The organism is Cupriavidus nantongensis (assembly GCF_041726985.1).
GTDB classification, from domain to species: Bacteria; Pseudomonadota; Gammaproteobacteria; order Burkholderiales; family Burkholderiaceae; genus Cupriavidus; species Cupriavidus nantongensis_A.
In genome coordinates this window covers 814,380-831,269 of the sequence record NZ_CP168302.1, presented here as the reverse complement: position 1 = coordinate 831,269, position 16,890 = coordinate 814,380, and the positions used below count along the sequence as shown (strand labels likewise).

At 56.6% G+C, this 16,890-nt stretch carries 10 protein-coding genes and 5 pseudogenes; 11 read left to right on the top strand and 4 right to left on the bottom strand.

Annotation, left to right across the window (positions count from 1 at the left end):
* The first annotated feature begins 57 nt into the window (after positions 1 to 57).
* The 3 genes and pseudogenes from ACEI37_RS03505 to ACEI37_RS03495 all read left to right on the top strand — a co-directional run bounded on the left by ACEI37_RS03505 (position 58) and on the right by ACEI37_RS03495 (position 3,226).
* Entirely contained in the window at positions 58 to 1,146 is a 1,089-nt protein-coding gene (locus tag ACEI37_RS03505; RefSeq protein ID WP_373377347.1) for a PHB depolymerase family esterase, read from the top strand.
* A 636-nt stretch (positions 1,147 to 1,782) separates the two neighbouring features.
* Positions 1,783 to 2,964 (top strand): annotated as a pseudogene (locus ACEI37_RS03500) (DNA-binding protein).
* Positions 2,948 to 3,226, top strand: a pseudogene (locus ACEI37_RS03495) (H-NS family nucleoid-associated regulatory protein). The pseudogenes ACEI37_RS03500 and ACEI37_RS03495 overlap by 17 nt, the downstream one beginning before the upstream one ends.
* Positions 3,227 to 3,722: 496 nt before the next feature.
* Here the strand turns inward: ACEI37_RS03495 and ACEI37_RS03490 are convergent.
* The gene (locus ACEI37_RS03490) at positions 3,723 to 4,925 is read right to left on the bottom strand and encodes a helix-turn-helix domain-containing protein (protein ID WP_373377346.1); all 1,203 of its coding nucleotides are present in this window, start codon (positions 4,923 to 4,925) and stop codon (positions 3,723 to 3,725) included.
* Between the two features lie 2 nt (positions 4,926 to 4,927).
* On the bottom strand, positions 4,928 to 5,764 hold the full coding sequence (locus ACEI37_RS03485) for a hypothetical protein (protein ID WP_373377345.1): 837 nt from the start codon (positions 5,762 to 5,764) through the stop codon (positions 4,928 to 4,930).
* A 555-nt stretch (positions 5,765 to 6,319) separates the two neighbouring features.
* On the opposite strand from ACEI37_RS03485, the gene ACEI37_RS03480 reads away from it, so the two are divergent.
* From ACEI37_RS03480 to ACEI37_RS03460, 5 genes and pseudogenes are all read left to right on the top strand, one after another.
* Positions 6,320 to 7,423 carry a reverse transcriptase domain-containing protein gene (locus ACEI37_RS03480; protein WP_373377344.1) on the top strand — a complete coding sequence of 368 codons (1,104 nt, stop codon included), beginning with the start codon at positions 6,320 to 6,322 and terminating at the stop codon, positions 7,421 to 7,423.
* 2 nt (positions 7,424 to 7,425) lie between these two features.
* Positions 7,426 to 8,769, top strand: coding sequence for an AAA family ATPase (locus tag ACEI37_RS03475; protein ID WP_373377343.1), 1,344 nt, complete (start codon positions 7,426 to 7,428; stop codon positions 8,767 to 8,769).
* Positions 8,770 to 8,902: 133 nt separating this feature from the next.
* Positions 8,903 to 9,150 (top strand): annotated as a pseudogene (locus ACEI37_RS03470) (KfrA protein); the annotation flags it as partial.
* Positions 9,151 to 10,625: 1,475 nt separating this feature from the next.
* Complete coding sequence (locus ACEI37_RS03465; RefSeq protein ID WP_373377342.1) at positions 10,626 to 12,470, top strand: hypothetical protein; 1,845 nt, start codon at positions 10,626 to 10,628, stop codon at positions 12,468 to 12,470.
* A gap of 27 nt (positions 12,471 to 12,497) precedes the next feature.
* Positions 12,498 to 12,824: a hypothetical protein gene (locus tag ACEI37_RS03460; RefSeq protein ID WP_373377341.1), complete on the top strand. Its 327-nt coding sequence runs from the start codon at positions 12,498 to 12,500 to the stop codon at positions 12,822 to 12,824.
* Positions 12,825 to 12,988: 164 nt separating this feature from the next.
* On the opposite strand, the gene ACEI37_RS03455 is transcribed toward ACEI37_RS03460, so the two are convergent.
* Positions 12,989 to 13,369: a hypothetical protein gene (locus ACEI37_RS03455; protein ID WP_373377340.1), complete on the bottom strand. Its 381-nt coding sequence runs from the start codon at positions 13,367 to 13,369 to the stop codon at positions 12,989 to 12,991.
* A 247-nt stretch (positions 13,370 to 13,616) separates the two neighbouring features.
* Here ACEI37_RS03455 and ACEI37_RS03450 point away from each other — a divergent pair.
* From ACEI37_RS03450 to ACEI37_RS03440, 3 genes and pseudogenes are all read left to right on the top strand, one after another.
* Positions 13,617 to 13,876: pseudogene (locus ACEI37_RS03450) on the top strand (H-NS histone family protein).
* A 106-nt stretch (positions 13,877 to 13,982) separates the two neighbouring features.
* Positions 13,983 to 14,132 carry a hypothetical protein gene (locus ACEI37_RS03445; protein ID WP_373377339.1) on the top strand — a complete coding sequence of 50 codons (150 nt, stop codon included), beginning with the start codon at positions 13,983 to 13,985 and terminating at the stop codon, positions 14,130 to 14,132.
* A gap of 1,016 nt (positions 14,133 to 15,148) precedes the next feature.
* A pseudogene (locus ACEI37_RS03440) lies at positions 15,149 to 15,662 on the top strand (IS5 family transposase); the annotation flags it as partial.
* 227 nt (positions 15,663 to 15,889) lie between these two features.
* Here ACEI37_RS03440 and ACEI37_RS03435 read toward each other — a convergent pair.
* On the bottom strand, positions 15,890 to 16,630 hold the full coding sequence (locus tag ACEI37_RS03435; protein ID WP_373377338.1) for a TIGR02391 family protein: 741 nt from the start codon (positions 16,628 to 16,630) through the stop codon (positions 15,890 to 15,892).
* Positions 16,631 to 16,890 lie beyond the last annotated feature (260 nt).

Here is a 16,890-nt window from a genome sequence, read left to right as displayed (position 1 = left end):
GTATGCTGCAACGCAACAATAAGGCATAGGAGGAGATTCCGTCATACAGGAGTCCTCATGACCAAGAGCCTTGCTGCAGACTGGCAGGCCCGCATGCGGCGTTTGAGCCGCGTGCAGAGCCGCACCGAAGCCCAGGTGAAATCCTGGCTCCAGCGCATGGATTCGCTGAATCCGCTCACGCCGACGCGCCTGCCCGACCCGCCCCGACGCGCACGGCCCCCACGCCCGGTCGCCGATCCCGGCATCTTGCCCGGCACCTGGCAAGCGCACCGGCTGCGCCTGGCACCCATGCCGGGCGAACTGGTGCCGCAACTGTCTTATCACCTCTACATCCCGTCGAAGGCCCATCGCGGCCCGTTGCCGGTGGTGGTGGTGCTGCACGGCTGTCGCCAGACGCCGGATGACCTGGCCGCGGGCACGCGCCTGAATGCACTGGCCGAACGCGAAGGCTTTATCGTCGCCTACCCGCAACAGCCGCTGCGCCGCCAGGTGCAGCGCTGCTGGCAGTGGTTCGACCTCGGTGCGGCCGACGGCGGACGCGAGGCGCAGGCGGTCGCTGCGCTGATCGATGCCCTTGCGGCGCGCCATGATGTGCGCGAGCGCGAGATCTACCTGGCCGGCATGTCCGCCGGCGCCGCCATGGCCGCGGTAGTGGCCCTGCGCTACCCGGATAAGGTGGCGGCCGTGGCGCTCCATTCCGGCGTGGTCATCGGCGCGGCCGACAACCCGCGCGCCGGCTTGCGCGCCATGCAGGAAGGCTCCGAGGCCGAGCCCGCCTGGCTACTCGATGCCGCCGGCGTAACACCGGGCGGCCCCGAGATGCCCGCACTGGTGATCCATGGCTTGGCCGATGACGCGGTACATCCCGTCAACGGGCGCCTGCTGGCGCGTCAATTCCTGGCCTACAACGGCCTGGAAGACCGCCTCGCCGGCCGTCCCGCGCGCTTCGATGCGGAAGGCGACATGCCGGGCCGCTCGCATGAATACCGCTTCGGCCGCTGGCACCGCGACCTGGTGACGCTGGTCGAGGTGGAAGGCCTGGGTCATGCGTGGAGCGGCGGTGATGACCGATTCAGTTACCACAGCGAGATCGGGCCGGATGCGAGCGGGATGATGTGGGAGTTTTTTCGGCAGTATCGGCGGTGAGGGAGGGGTGGAGCGCCTGCGCATAAACAAAAAGGGAGGGCACCAGCCCTCCCTTTTGCCGTTTGCTTGCCGCGGAGGCGGCATTAGTACGCGACCGCTTCGTGACGGACAGCGCCAAGTGGTTTGGCGGCTTACCGTCCGGCATGTGCGCATTTACTAAATGCTGTAAGAGCGCACGCTGCGGTCTAAGAAATCGGAGCGTCCTTCTTTCTAGAGCTGGAAGTTGGCTCTACTTTCGTCGCTGCCCCAACGCATCCAATTGGGCGGGCATGAGTTTTTCCATGATGATTCTTTGAAGACCGGAGGCTGCGGTCCTTGGTGGCGATGAAACTGAAAATCGTCGGCGTTCAGGCTCGCATACAACGGATCGAATCTTGCCGCTTCTGTGCTTGGATACCAATCAGGGCGCGGAAAGTTAAGTTGCTCTTGTGATATTTGTCTGCAAAGTCATTGAGCTTGTTGTTCTTTAAAATTAAAAGATTTTGTGATTTGTATTTAGTATTTTCATTTGGTTGCAGTGATAATATGGTTAATGTTTAAACATAAGCGGATTTATGTCTAAAGTGTGGCGCATGTTGTTTGATAACAAACGTATTACGTAGTAATATTTATCTATCAAATGACACTTTTCCACCGATGGCCACCGCCGATCCCGAGTTGACCGACGCCGCGTTGCAGGCTGCCATGGCCGACGACATTGCCGCGCTGCGCGGCCGCTTCCCCGAAACCCGCGCGCTGTACCGCGAGGTCTGCGGCCTGCTGTTCTTCCGCTACGGCATCACGCCCACCGCCAACAAGCTCTATCAGCTGGTGCGCAAGGGCAGCATGGGCACGCCCGCCGAGGTGCTGCAGGCGTTCTGGCAGGAGCTGCGCGGGCGCACCCGCGTCACCATCGACCATCCCGACCTGCCGGACGCGTTGAAGGACATCGCGGCCGGGGCAGTGCAGACCATCTGGCAGGCGGCCAACGAGGTCGCCACCGGCGAGCTGGCCACGCTGCGCGCCGAGGCGCGCGCGGCCGCCAGCGCGGCCGCGGCCGAGCGCGATGCCGCCCACGCCGAGACCGGGCTCGCGCGCGAGGAAGCCGCGGCGCTGGTCGCGCAGCTCGACACCGCGCGCGAAGCTATCGCGGCGGGCGACACGGCGTTGGCCACCGAGCGCCAGGCCCACGCCGCGACCCAGGCACGGCTGGAGGCGGGCCGGGCGGAACTCGAGGCGGCGAGGCGGCAATTAGAAGAATTGCGGACCCAGTTCTCGACCGAGCTGGAACGCGCCCGCGAGCAGGTCGTCATTGCCCAGGAACGGGCCGAAGCCAGCGAGCGCCGCGCCTTGCGCGAACTGGACGCGGAGCGCACCGCGCGCCAGAAGGGCGAGCGGTTGGCCGAGGACCTGCGCGGCGAACTGGCGGCGGCGCGCCACGAGGCCCGCGACGCGGCGGTGGCGCAGGCCGAAGCCCGGGCCCGGCTCGAGACCCAGGTCGCGGCACTCACCGAGCAACTCGCCACGCGGCTTGCGGCCGCCGACGCCGCGGCGCGCAAAGCGGCCGATGACCTGGCCAGCGTGCAGGCCGAGCTGGCTGTGGCGCAGCGCCGGGCCGAGCGCGCCGAGGCCGAGGCGGCGCTCGCGCGACAGCTGCTGGCAGAATTACGGCTGGCGCCGCGCGAGCGGGACGGCGCAGACTGACGGCGGCGCAAGGCCAGTGGCCCGGCCGCGACCGAGAAGGAAGCACAGGAGGAAGAGCGGGGCGCGCCTGCCGTCGCCCTCAACCCGCATGACCGTAATGACAGCAGCAACGGCAACGATGACAGCAAAAACTGAGCGGGCGGCGGCGATCCGCTGGATCCAGGCAGAAATGGCCGACTACGGGCTGACCATGGAGTAGCTGGACGCGGCGGGGTGCTTCGATCCGCCGCCGCCTCCGCCCCCACCCGAGCCGACGCCTCCGCCCCCACCCGCGCCGCCGGTGGTCTGCTACCGCAACGCCGCGGGGCAGAGCTGGGCCGGGCAGGGCGATATGCCGGACTGGCTGCGGCGGGCGGTCAATGCGGGGCAGAGTAAGGAATTTTTCCGGGCTGGATAACGCAATGAGGGTGGGAAGTGGCATCCAGCTGCTGGTATGAAGGTGTTGTCTTCCGTTTGGGAGACATCCTAGGTCTTCGCACGTCCCCTACCTAGTCCTCAGCCACTCATTAAACCCTTCCCGCACCAACTCCCTGGCATCCTCAATGGGCACAGGTGAGGGCGGCGGCTCCTGGTTACTCGCGCCGTGTCGGGCAGTGGGTCCTGTAGTCGGATGACCAGCCGTGCGTGTGAACCTAGTCTGAGCGGCGTCGGAAGGGAACGTCTTATGACCATGCGCACGTAGGAACTCAAAAATTCGGTAAAGCCCTGTCCACTCTAAGAATCTAAAGTCGCCCAGTTGGATCCAGGCGGAGATGGCCAATTACGAGCTGACCATGGAGGAGCTGGAAGCGGCGGGGTGCTTCGAGCAGCCGCCCCGTCCGGACTTGTTTGATGTGCTTGTAAGCGTGTTTGTCGCACGAAGCCGTCGCATTCAAGTTGGATGGCCGATGACCCTATTTGGCCGGGGGAAAAGCCAATACTTGCGCGCTAGCGCGGCCCTGCACATTCGTTGGGGTATCTCTCTTAAGACGCACCGCATCCAAAGAGGAAACCGTTGATTGCTGGGTGAAGAAGCCCGCTGGCAAACTGCACAGCGGTTCGGTTGCAGCCGCACCAAAGCCGATAGCGTCCAACAGACCGCCTTTGGTCAGCCCCCCGTCCGATAGAAGCAAATTGACGGTCCGGGGTAGCAGGCGAACCTGTTCGAAGGGCACACGCTCATCCAGTGGCTCGCCTTTGCGCCAGCCGCGAGCACTATAGTTCTTCCACAGACGCACCGCGTAGTCTTCGTCAATGATGTCGAGTTGCTTGCATCGCATAATCATGGCGCCGATAGACACTTTCCATCGAGCCTTCAGCGCGACGAAGGTATCCAAGCTAGGGCGGATCAGCTCGGACGCAAACGTTTCTGCGGGTAGGAGGAACGCCGCAGCAAACAAATGCGCCTGGCGTTCAATTTCCGCGTATCGAGTTCGGAACTCGATGTTGTCGATGTCCCGGTGCAAGACAAGGTGGCCTAGTTCGTGCGCAGCATCGAATCGATTCCTCACGCCATTGGCCTTGTCGGCGGCAAGGAAAACGTATGGCCGCCCATCTGTGTCGAACCACTGAGAAGCACCGTCCATGCGCGTGAAGCCGAGTTCCTCACGTACGCAGATTACCCCAGCGTTCTCCAACGCCAGCACGACATCCGAGATGGGGCCTAGACCCAAATTCCAGGTGCGGCGGCACCCCGCCGCTGCCTGTTCAATGTCGGCGTCGGTGATCTTCAGGTGGTCGTTCGCGCCTAGGCGAGGCACATTCACGACGGGCCAATCCACCCATTCTTGCAGGACCAGACTGATTTCGTTTAGCCACTTTAGTCGTATGTCTGCGATCGTTTGAGCTTCCTTGGTTACGGCGGCGGTACTCCTGTAAAAACAGACTTTGTCGCCGTACTCCGGCACCTTGGCAATGAACCAAGAGCTAGGCATGCCCAAGTGCTCGGCTAAACGTTCCAAGGCGTCTGCCTCGGGAACCTGATCTCCTTTCTCCCATTTCGAAACAGTGCCCGACGACCGGCCAACCTTAGCGGCTAACGCAGTTTGCGTTAGTCCTTTGCAAAGGCGAGCCTGTGTCAGGCGTTCAGGCTGGAAGCCTGTCACCCCAGTACGCATTTTTAGCCTTCAGAGCCGCGGATGCGGCGTTTCAGCGTTGCGAACGCCAAGTCCGGCACCTCGATCTGTTCGGCAGGATGGTACGCAGCCATGACCTCCGAAACAGAGACGAAAAGATGCCAGTCCTTCAGATTGGTATAGGGCACCCCCACCATGACGCTAAAGGGGACCGACTGAGACTCGCCCTTGTGCTTACGGACGGCCACGATGAGGCAGCCCAGGCCGTCGGGGATCGGCTTGGTCGGGCCCGCGAACAGATCGGCATTGACAGGCTCAAGCGGCTCATTCACGGCTGCGATAGCCTCGCGGTGCTTCGCTTGTCGGGGAGTGCGGTTGTTAAAGGGGACGCAAATTTGTCCGAAACGAATCTCGCCGCACGCGACCAAGCTAAACCGCTCGCCCTTAGGTTCAGTATGAGGCGCGGCGACTTCCATCCCGGCCGCCAATGCAGCTTTGCGCAGCGCCTCGCTGGAGCGATAATGCTGCAGCTGCGGTTGAACGCGGTACCGCTCCGGATCTTCGAAAGTGCTCGCGTGCTGGTGTGCCACAAAGTGGGCACCTTCGATTTCTTCCACCACGCGCTGAAAGAAGATGGCCGGCGTCCGCGACACGATGTACTGGATAAGCTGGTCCTTCATCGGACGCTGAACAACTTGCAGATTCAAGTGACGCTCCTTCTTCTTGGTAGACTCGGATTTACCCATCATTATTCTTCGTTTTGCGTCGAAGTGATGAATAGTATAGCCGTTATTGCGGTGCGGGCCGAAAATTTGCTCGACATTTTCGCCGGGCCACACGGCCCGCGCGAGGCCCGTTTCTCCCGTATCGTTGAGCGGCACCCGATTTACCGGAGGCCTTAACGGACATCGCGGCCGACTCGGCCCCCAACGAGGCAGCCACCGGCGAACTGGCCACGCTGCGCGCCGAGGCCAGCGCTCGTCAGGCAATAGAGGGAAATCAGGCGGACTTGGCCGCCAAGCGGGAGGCGCAAGCCGCGAACAAAGCCCGGCTGGAAGCAGGCAGGGCGGAACTTTGGTGGGCTGACGTACCCGTCTCTTAGAGACGATGTCTCAAATTCGGGTGATGACGGGCTTACCTCTGGTTCGGGGAACGAGGGAGTGCTCCTAAAACCTCATTACGAGGCGCGGAGACCTTCCGTGCGATTCGTTGCCTCGTGGCGTGCGTGTGGCGTATAATCCAGGCATGCCAGCGACTAGGAGTATCCTCCAGTCCCATGTCTGGCCTCTAGCGGGTCTGCATCCAGTTGCGTGTGGGCGATTCCTTAGTCCTAAGGAGTCGCCCATTTCGTATGCGCTCCATTCGCGAGCGACATTATGCGACATCACCATCGCTTCGCCATTTACACGAGCGATTCGAAGGACCGAAATCATGCTATGTTCCAATGCGTTCAGCCCTGTGGCCATACGGTCCTGCGCCAGATTTCGCTGTCCGAATATCTAAGATCGAACGCTGTAGTAAGCGGAAATCGATTTTTTGGTGATATTCCATTTAAAATGAACAAAAAACCATTGCAAATATTGTTTAACGCGATGTACCACAATAAGCAGGATTTCGTGGACTTCGCGACGGGAGACATTAATTGTCGCCTATCAAGCAAGATGGTTACGAGTGACTACGGCAAGAAGCGTCTGGTGTACGTTCCGGATAAGGTGTTAAAAAAATATCATTCTTTTTTAAACCTCTTCATCTTCAATCGTCTTCCGGTAAATGAAGATGTCGTCTTTTCTTATCGAAAAGGCACAAACGTCGCGGCGGCCGTTCGAGAACACTGCAACAGCAAACATTTCTTTCAGACAGATATTTCGAATTTTTTCGAAAGCATTACTGCTGATATTGTGAGGCGCTGTATTCTGCAAGGAGTGGATCAAATTCCAGTTGAGGATATCGGCGAATATATCGATAGAATAATCGATTTGGTTACGATTGACGGGCGGCTACCGCTTGGGTTTTCGACCTCTCCCGCCATAAGCAATGTGGCACTTCTTCCTTTCGATGATGCACTTGCAAATTATTGTGCACGTAATAATCTAATTTATACTCGTTATTCGGACGATATCACGATTTCATCCGTCGACAAGGAGCCGCTTTGCGAATTGGATGGTGCGATAAGAGATATATTGTCAGCTCACGAGTTTCCGGAAATGAAGCTGAATGAGCGAAAGACAAAAATAAGTAGTACGGGCAGAAAAATCAAAATCCTAGGGATGGTGATTTTGCCGAATGGCCAAGTATCGCTTGATGCAAAAATCAAAAACCGTACTGAGACATTGCTTCATTTGTACGTGCACAACCAATCGCTTTTGTCTGAGATAACGAACTCTGATTTGCAGGGCAGTTATGAAACATTGTCGGGTCTTTTAAATTATGCAAATACGATCGATAAATCGTATCTTGATAAGCTCAGGCGAAAATACGGCATAACCGTCATCGACACATTGATCCATCAACCAAAAAAATCAGAATCGAAAAAGGGGTAGCGGTGGAGCTATTTCTTCAAATCGAAAATGTGCAACACATCGCAAGTGCTTGCCTGGCGATCCCTTTTGACGGCAATCAGCTCTTTTGCATAGTAGGTAGAAACGGAGTTGGAAAGACCTCAATTGTTAAAGCCCTGCGGAATCTTCGGGTCTCCGACACCTACAAGATAACGTCAGACGAGAGTATTTTTTCCGAAAATAGCCGGATTGCGTATAGATACGATAATCATACTTTTGTCTTCAAGTACGATTCAAATATCCGCAGTCTCAATAGTAAATCGGTTATACCCTCTACAATTAGAGATGAAATTGAAGTCGAATTGCCGATGCCTCACGGCGAGCGATTCAATTATTTTCAGGCAATAAGTAACAATGATGCTGAAATACGGCAAAATATTGTTCTGGAGAACTACAAAAAGCCGGATGAACTGATTGAATTTTTGTCGGACATTTATGGTAGCCGACGATTTGATGATCTGCGTGAAATCGAAATAAAGGGTCGATTCTATTTTTGCCTGATTAGAGAGGGCAGTCGATACATTCGGGAGGACTACTTTAGCTCTGGCGAATATTTCGTCATCAGTCTCTATCGAAAGATCCGAAACAGAAAGAAACTGATTGTAATCGATGAGATCGATATATCTTTGGATGCTGCAGCACAAGTCCATCTTGTGCATAATCTGAGGGTCTTCTGTGAAAAATATAAGGTTAATATAGTATTCACAACGCATTCGCTGGCAATGATGCGAATGCTAGAGCCGCCTGAGCTTTTGTATGTTGAAAATACAGAAGGCAATGTATATCATCGCAACGTTTCATACAACTATATAAGAAGCGTCTTGTTCGGTTTTTCAGGCTGGGACCGCTATATATTAACTGAGGATTTGACGTTAAAGAGTTTTTTGGAATACGTCATAAAAAAACATATTCCGGATGCTTTCTTTACTCACAAGATAATTCACATTGGCGGAGGGTCGAATACCGTTAATTTGATGATTCGAAACGAGAGAGAGCGGTTCTTTCCCGAGGCTGAAAAGGTGATTAGTGTTCTTGATGGCGATCAGATAAACGAGCGATACGCAAAGAATATAAAGGAAATATTATTTATCCCTTTCCCTAGCGTCGAGAAGGAGATTTACGTCGAGTACAATCACGGCAAACTTTCGAAGCTGCCGGAGAGTTGGAAGGGGGATGTCAGCAAACCAGATGGGAAAGGATTGTTTCACGCACTAAAGCAAGCAAAGCTCTACTCGCAAAGCCAGCTATTTGAACATGTTACCCAGAAATATGAGACTGAGATGAAAGACTTCATCGGCAATCTCGATAAATTTCTGAATGCTAATTAACCATTTGTAGATGAGCGCGTCATCGGCGCGCCTTCTCCCCATCGTCGAAGCTAATAGGTGTGTAGTGCAACCGCATATTAGAATAGGATGATTCGGGAGAGCGCACCAAAACGGGGGGGCAAGCGCACGACGCCGTGCAGGCCTGGCCGCGGAGCGCCAGGCCACGGCGCTCCAAGCTAGGCTTGAGGCGGGGCGGGCGGAACTGGACGCCGCCGGGCGGCAGCTGGGGGAGCTGCGAACTCAATTCTCGATCGAGCTTGGAGCGCGCCCGCGAGCAGGTGACACACGCCCAGGAACGGGCCGAGGCCAGTGAGCGACGTAGCCTGCGCGAACTGGACGCGGAGCGTACCGTGAACTACAAGAGCGATCGCACGGCAGACAAGCGGGTCGGCAAGCCGGGCGAAAATCAACGAAGTGACGCTCGGCTTCCGGATTGTGAAAGATTAGAGGCATACGAGCTGCGCCAGGCGAGACGTTGCCGCGTGCGCCGAGTACTTCAGCAGCCTGCTAAGCGGATTTCTGGGAATGATCGAAGTTCAGATGCAGGCTCGCACGATCCCTGTCGATTGCGTCTAGCATTTGCTGTTGTCTAATTTGGACAGCCTCACGCCGAGGTAGCCGTTCGATGGCATTAGCCCTCCATTCCGCTTCCCGCTCCGGAAACCGCGCTGCAAGCCGCCTTCTCAGCGAGTCGAAGATAGTCATATCGTAGCGCTCAAAGAACTTACGCATACGCTCGTTGACGCAGGTTGCGTCAAGGAGGAAAAGGCTGTCGCTTTTCGGCTGTCATCTCGGTCAGCACCGAAGGCGAGATATATCATTCGTTGTCGCAGGCCAGAAGTGATTCGATTAGGTCGACCGTTCCGCCATCGGACTCCAAACTACCGCCGATACCCTAGATCACGATTTCTGGCGTGGCCACTGGCATAACCACCAGAACCAGCGTCGAGGAAGAATAGGGAACTACATGAAGAAGAGATCCAGCAAACTTCCGCTTCGGGACGGTCAAAACGCTGTTCATCGCTACAGGTACTGAAAAGGCAGGCGCCTATGCACGATAACGTCATTTTCGGTCGTTGAGATACCCGGATTAGGAAGTGGTGTTCGGAGCCCGGATTCGTACTTGTGTAGTAACTCCGCTGGCAATTGCATCAAGCGATCTGACCGAACCCTGTGGGCTTGGCGTCGCTTGACATACTCGCTTTCCAGAAGCCTGCGACGCTGGACATCGTGGGCGGCGACTCCTTCGGACATCGCAGCATCAACATGCTGTTTGATGTATCGCGGGCTATATAGACGTTCGTTGATCGGATTTAGGCGAGACTCGATCGTCGCACGAGCGACCACCGATCTGTGGGCTTGTCGCATGAGCTGGCCAGTATCCGCGATATCCCCTGGTCGAGGGATGAGAAAAACGAATCATGCTCAAGACAGAATCCGTTGAATGCCGTCGCTCGGCTTAGACCCGTGCTGCCAAATTGCAAAGTTTTAATGCCACCGCTGCGACGCGATTTGGCCAATGTCTCACTCAGCGATCTCCCTCTATTGAGGTCGGCATCTCGCGCTCCCTTTCAAGTTGCTACGTTTAGGCCGCCAGGCGTCTTGGCCGCGCGGCGATGGTGCTCACGCTGAATCTGGATGATGTCGTGTCACAAGGGAGCTCTTTATCTTGAGGCTGCGATAGCAGCGGGGTGTTCCGCCGTTCAATGCTATATTGCTCTCTGCGTCAACAGAATCCAGCTACCGGCATGAACGCGACGGTCCGGACTCCGCTGAGACTATTGAGTTGCAACAGGACCTTTTTTCGACAGTGTCTGGGACCATATCACCCATCGCAAGCGAACATAGAATAAATTATGGCTTCCAAAGCGCCCACAAAAGAATCGCCCAAGTCGACTGCAGCCTCAAGTAGTTTTATCTCAACTGAGGGCCGTTCAATCCTCGACGTCGTGGAAGATCTGATGCCAGACGGTAGCCATCTGGCTCCGTATGAGAGCGAGCAGACCGGCGACCCGCATATTGATCGCTTACTGCGCTATGCAGGTTGCCCACAATGGCCGGCTGACGTGTTCGCTGTTGCTGCCACGCTGATGGAACTATCTGGCTGCTACACTGAGGCATCGCTCTTCGGTAACCACCATAGTTCGCATCATCAGTACATTGAGGAAGTGTCACAGCAGGCGGAAGAATGGAGTAAATCCGGCGAATGTCCAGAGCTCGTTCAAAAGTGGTGGACGGACCTGGTTGGCCTGTTCGGAGCCACGACTCTAACTGAGATCAGAAACTTGTCGACAGCACCTTTCCCATGGGTCGTCTCGACTTTGATGAAGCTCTTAATGGTGTCTGATGAGGCGTCCGTCAGCGTTGGGTGGGTACCTCGGAAGGATGAAAGCTGGACGCCTCTAGCGGAACGCGCAGCGGCGTCGCTCCTATCTGGCGTGAAGGCGGTGCCGACCACGAAGACATTGCCGCACGTGCCGATTTCACTTTGCGAAAGGGTTCCCCCTGACAAGGCAACCGTCTTGCCGAAAGCGCTTACGCCGACTGTGGGGTGTACTCTTCGTTCTATGAGCCATCACCTTGCTTTGTTGCCCCCAAGCACAGTCGTGGCATCAGAGTGGGTCCTTCCCGATAACGGTCTCGCGACGAACACAATGCGACTGCTTATCATTCCGTTCCCATTTCGGGTCGATGATGAGAGCTTTATCCCGTCGGGAGATGAGCGCCTGCTGACACGTGGGGCAAGGATGGCGCCATATTTCACGCTCGCGCCGACTTGGCTTGAAAGGCGGGGCGGCGGAACCGTTACGGCCGAAATGCTAAGGGAAGAACTCATCGTTCCGTTGGTGAAAAAGGCAAACGCAAAATTCGGTAATGATTGTATTGATGGTGTCCTTTTTCCGGAGTGTGCAATGACCGAGGCCTTGGGCGAGGACCTCCAAGCCTTGCTCGCGAAAAAACCAATCGCCGGTTTGAAGTTCCTTATTACCGGAACGATGGTAGCTGGTGAGCCGGGCAATGAACACTCGGATGGACAACCTGGCCGGAATCTGGCGAAAACCATGGTCTTCGCGCCTAAGGCACGTACCGCGAAAGGCCGAGTTTTATACGACAAGGCTCACTCGAAGCACCATCGCTGGGCTCTCGATAAGGGCCAAATTAATAGATACGGTCTCACTGGCGTCAAAGCCACGCAAGGAAAGATTTGGGAGCATATTGCCGTTAAAGAAAGGAGGCTGCCGTTTCTTGCGCTACGTGACGATCTCTGTATGACGGTCTTGATTTGTGAAGACTTGGCGCGTGCCGACCCCGCGATGCCCGTAGTTCGATCAGTTGGTCCAAATCTCGTCATTGCCTTGTTGATGGACGGCCCGCAGTTGGCGGTTCGGTGGCCGGGGCGATATGCCACGGTCCTTGCGGAAGACCCGGGTTCATCAGTTCTGTCAATCACATCCGCCGGGATGGTCGATCGCTCGAATCTTGGTGAAAGGAATCCCGCAAGAGCCGTGGGCTTGTGGCGACACGACCAGGGAAGCAATACCGAGCTGTACCTTCCACATGACCATCATGGACTCGTTCTGACGGTGGAGGCGGAGGACGAGGAACAGTACACGTTCGACCATCGTAGTGACCACAACACGACAAAGCGCTGGAAGCTGGAAACGGTAACGCCGCTTGCCGTGGATTCCGATTGGTTCTAGGCTAGGAGGCCTATCCGGAGTATCTATATGACAACTGCTCGAAAGGCGAAAACCGCGAAAGCCGTGTATGGACGTCAAGCCACTTCGGCCGAGCAAGCCCGCTTCAAAAAGTTTGCTACGGAGGATATCAAGCGCGACGAAAATCGCTTGGCCGCCGATGTAAAAGCGCTCAAGAATTTCGTCACAATACTGAAGAGCGGAAAGGGATTCGGCGCTGATGTAGCTATGGTAACGGGGACTGGCGGGCTAGGAAGCAGCATGAAAAAGTCCACGCCTACAACGAAGACGAAGACGAAAACGAAAACGACGGTTGTTCGCTCCGGAAAAGCTTCCGCGGCCGGAGCCAAGAGATAACCGACTGCATCAATATGGGTGCAGACGATCAGATCCAGTTGGCCGCCCGCATGTGCCAACCGCCTCAAATCGGGGGTGCGATGTGGTCGTTGAAGGTGCTCGCAAAGCCCGCGTCGATGAGGACGTGGGAGCCTGAAGCATCGACAAGAAAGGCATCGCCATTTCTAGCCGGGTACATTTTCAGTCTGAGCATGCACGTTATTCGCTATCTCGTGAACCCCCCGGATCGGCGGCTTCCGTGCTACTTGTCTTAAGAGCAGGCAAAATTTCCGCGTTGACAGGGAACTCTTCGGGTTGCGCTTCTTTGCTGGCAGCGAGATGTGTGGATGGCGACGCATTGAATTGTGGACAGCGGCGAGGCCCCCGACGCGGCTGTGGCGCAGGCCGAAGTCCGCGCCCGCCTCGATGCTCAGGCCCCGGCGCTCGCCGATCGGCTCGCCAGAGTCGAGCAGGCGCAGCGCAAATCGGCGCACGAGCTGGTCGCGGCGCAGGCAGGTGGGAGCGGCGCAGCGCCGGGCCGAACGGGCCGAGGCCGAAGCGGCCATGGGGCGCCAGCTGCTGGCAGAATTGCGAGCGGCGCCACCCGGGCGAAGGGAGAATGGTGGCGGCGGCGGCGCAGGGCCGGCGGCCCGGCGCCGACCCCACAGGAGGCGCCAGGCGAAAAATCTGGACGAACAGCAGAGCGCACCGACGGCCGCCTTGAACCGGGACGACGGCAGCGACAGTAATGACGACAGCCATGACAGCACAAAAACTCAGCGTGCGGCGTCGATTCGCTGGATTCACGCGGCGATGGCCGACTACGGGCTGACCATGGAGCAACCTGAAGCGGCGGGGGCTTCGATCTGCCACCGCACCCGCCCCGGCGCCCCCCGCCAGTGGTCTGCTACCGCAACGCCGCGGGGCAGACCTGGGACGGGCAGGGCGAGATGCTTGACTGGCTGCGGCGGGCGGTCAAAGCGGTGCAATTGGAGGAGTTTTCCCGAGGGGCGAGAGCGCCAAGGATCCCTGCTTCCACGGTGGATCGCTCTGTGGCCCGTCTTCTCTTGTGATAGCGGATTAGCCTTTTCATGGCTTGCTCTGGGTGCCCCCCCGATGGGGGGCAACTTTTGGCGCCGCATGCCGATAAGACAAACATCTCCTTCATAAGGCATGTACGTGAAAAACTTCAAGGTAACTGTTCTGACCGACAAAACCAACGATCGGTCAAAAATGGTTGTGAATATTTTGGCTAACAGTGCAAGCGAAGCTCGGCAGAAGGCCCTGGCGATGTATGGCGTAAAGGGTCGAGTAGTCGCGGTTGTTTGAGCGGGTTGCTCCTTGGTGGGGATGCGATCAGGTCTGCCACAAGTAGGCGTAGACCTTCTTCTGGGATCCGCCTATCTTTGACCGGGATCCAACGCATGCCGGGCATCATCGCCTTGCAGATCGCTGGCGTTTGCTACCTCGTTCTTGCCGCGTTTTGCCTAACCGCATGCGGGCGAACGTGACCTGCCGTTTCGGGGTCCGTGACCGAGCGAATCGGAAGGCAGTGTTGCCAGCGGTGATCTGGAATGGATGAAAAAAAAGAGCAGTGACTATCAAATCGAACGATCGCTTGCAACAAGCCGGAACCGTCGTCGCAATTGCCTTAGGCCTTTGGGGGGCTGGCCTAAGTACCTATCAGGCCCTGCATTCCCTCCAGAAAGAACGTCCAAAGCTGTATACTCACCTGACGCTATCGCGTGCCGACTATATAGAGAATGCTAAGTCGAGACCTGCGACGTTTTCCGTAACGGTACACAACTCTGGCCATACCCCAGTCACACTGCTTCCGTCGGTGACTTTCCTCGTGACCAATCCAGCGTCTGGTTTCACCAGAACTTACGACGGTCAATTCGCGTCTGACTCGGACTCAGCATACTCTCTTCCCAAGACGCTTAATCCGGGCGAGCAAATTAGTGCGACAGCACGGACGCCTGATTCTGATTCGGTGTTTGGCATCAATATGCGGTATGCAGTTGCACTTCAATCTGCCGATGGAAAAAGCTACTATACGTCATATGTCGCGGGCCCTATGCAGACTCCCGAAGCATACGACGTACTACAGCAGCATATCAAATACCAGGCAAAGGTGGAGTTCGGCAGTAAGTCCGCGATTTTAGCCCCCCGCTAGCTAGCCGGTCCTCGTTTGGTGTTCGAGTGAAACTTCACAGCTTCCGGCGACGCGTGGTAGCACGCAGAAATCTTACTTCCTTTGCCACTGAATGAGGAGAAATTGACCAGCTGAAGCATTACGAGCTTGGGAGCGGATGTCGGCAGGCCGTTGCTAAGCGCGACCGCAAAAGAGCCGCGACCCGGAGATGCACCAGACCAAGAAGGGCAACGAGTGGAGCTTTGGTATGAAAGTCCATCTCGGCGTTGATGCGGCTTCGGGCCTGGTACACAGCGTGGTTGGCACCGCGGCCAACGAGTCGGATGTGTCGCAGGCGCATGCCTTGCTGCATGGCCACGAAGACCATGCGTTTGGCGATGCTGGCTACACGGGCGTAGAGAAGCGCGACGAGATGCAAGGCAAGTCCGTGAAATGGCAGGTAGCCATCAAGCGCGGCAAGATCAAGGCGATGCGTGATGGTGCGCTCAAGGACTTGATGATCGCGGTCGAGCGGACCAAGGCCCAGATCCGGGCGCGGGTCGAGCATCCGTTTCCATGTCATCAAGAATCTGTTCGGGCATCGCAAGGTGCGGTACAAAGGCCTGGCCAAAAACACGGCGCAGTTGTTCAGCCTGTTTGGTCTGGCGAATCTGGCGCTCGCTAGGAAACGGCTGTTAGCTACCCAGGGGAGCAATCCGTCCTGAGCGCACAAAGTGCGCACGAAAGGTGCGAAGCGAGGCAAATACTGGCCTGAATTGGTCTTCTTCTCTCAAATTATGGTCGGGCTTACCTACATCGCTACTCCCCGACCTCATTGATCAGCGTTTCCCTAGAGCGTTTGGGCAAGCTGTTCCATGACACCAGCCAGGCCGCTGGAATTTTTCGCTACGAGGCGGCGACGATCACCCCAAGTCCGATTCAGCAAGCGTCCCTAGCTCTTCGTTGGAGAGCCGCTCTCCGTTACCCTTTTCCTGAATGCGGTTTGTGAGCCGCTGTACCACAGTCTTGCCCAGCTGTAGGTGAGAATCACAATCGAAGAATCTCCAGCCGCTAGTGGGGCGGCTCCATTTGGTGACGCTATGAACTTTTCCATGGCAGTTCCGCTCATGGCCAAGTACGTTGGTCCCCAATCAGAATCGGATGCCAGCTTTGATAGCTTGATAAGCGGCTGCTGAGGAGAGAATGCCGTGGTCATCAGTTTGGCACCATCCAACTCTTTGCCGTGCGCTTCACGGACGATCCGCTTTACCGCATCGTTGACTTCTTTGAAACAAGATTCAACGGCATCACCATAGATCCCGGCTTCGAAGCGTGGTTTGGCAAGTGCTTTAATTCTTGGGTGAACAAAGTCCCAGAACCATTGAGTACGGCTTTGTTGCGGCTCGATATCCGTACCATGACATAATCGACGGGCCTCCGGTACGATAACACTTTGGACCAACTCCAATGCTTGAACGGCATTGCCCCGTAAGGGTGTCAGCCCCTCAAGATGAGATACGAGCTCGAACCATCCCAGGAGCTGCAAGAAAGCGCGTAAGCTATTAATCTTTCCCGAGAGGATGTCATCGATGACCCCTTGAGGCTCCGGATCATCGTAGTATGGATTCAGGGGAATCTCGAACCCTGCCAAATCATCAAGAATAGTGTTGAGGGCTCCGGACCGATTTGCCATGCTCGTCCTAGCTAGATGTATGAGAGATTTGACGAAGTTGCAATCCTAACGCAGCACGACCGCTCAGGGATACAGTTGGTCGAAAGCAAAGAGAGAGTTTCGTGTGAGCCCTGCGTCAGGCAACGGTTCAGATGCATGCCTGGATTGATGTTCCGGAGCGAGGCGAATCCTTGACACCAATCGCTGGGACGCACGAGGTGCAGCCGGCGCGGCGGCCGTTGATATGGTAGACCAGTTGGCGCAGCGGTCACCTCCTCCCG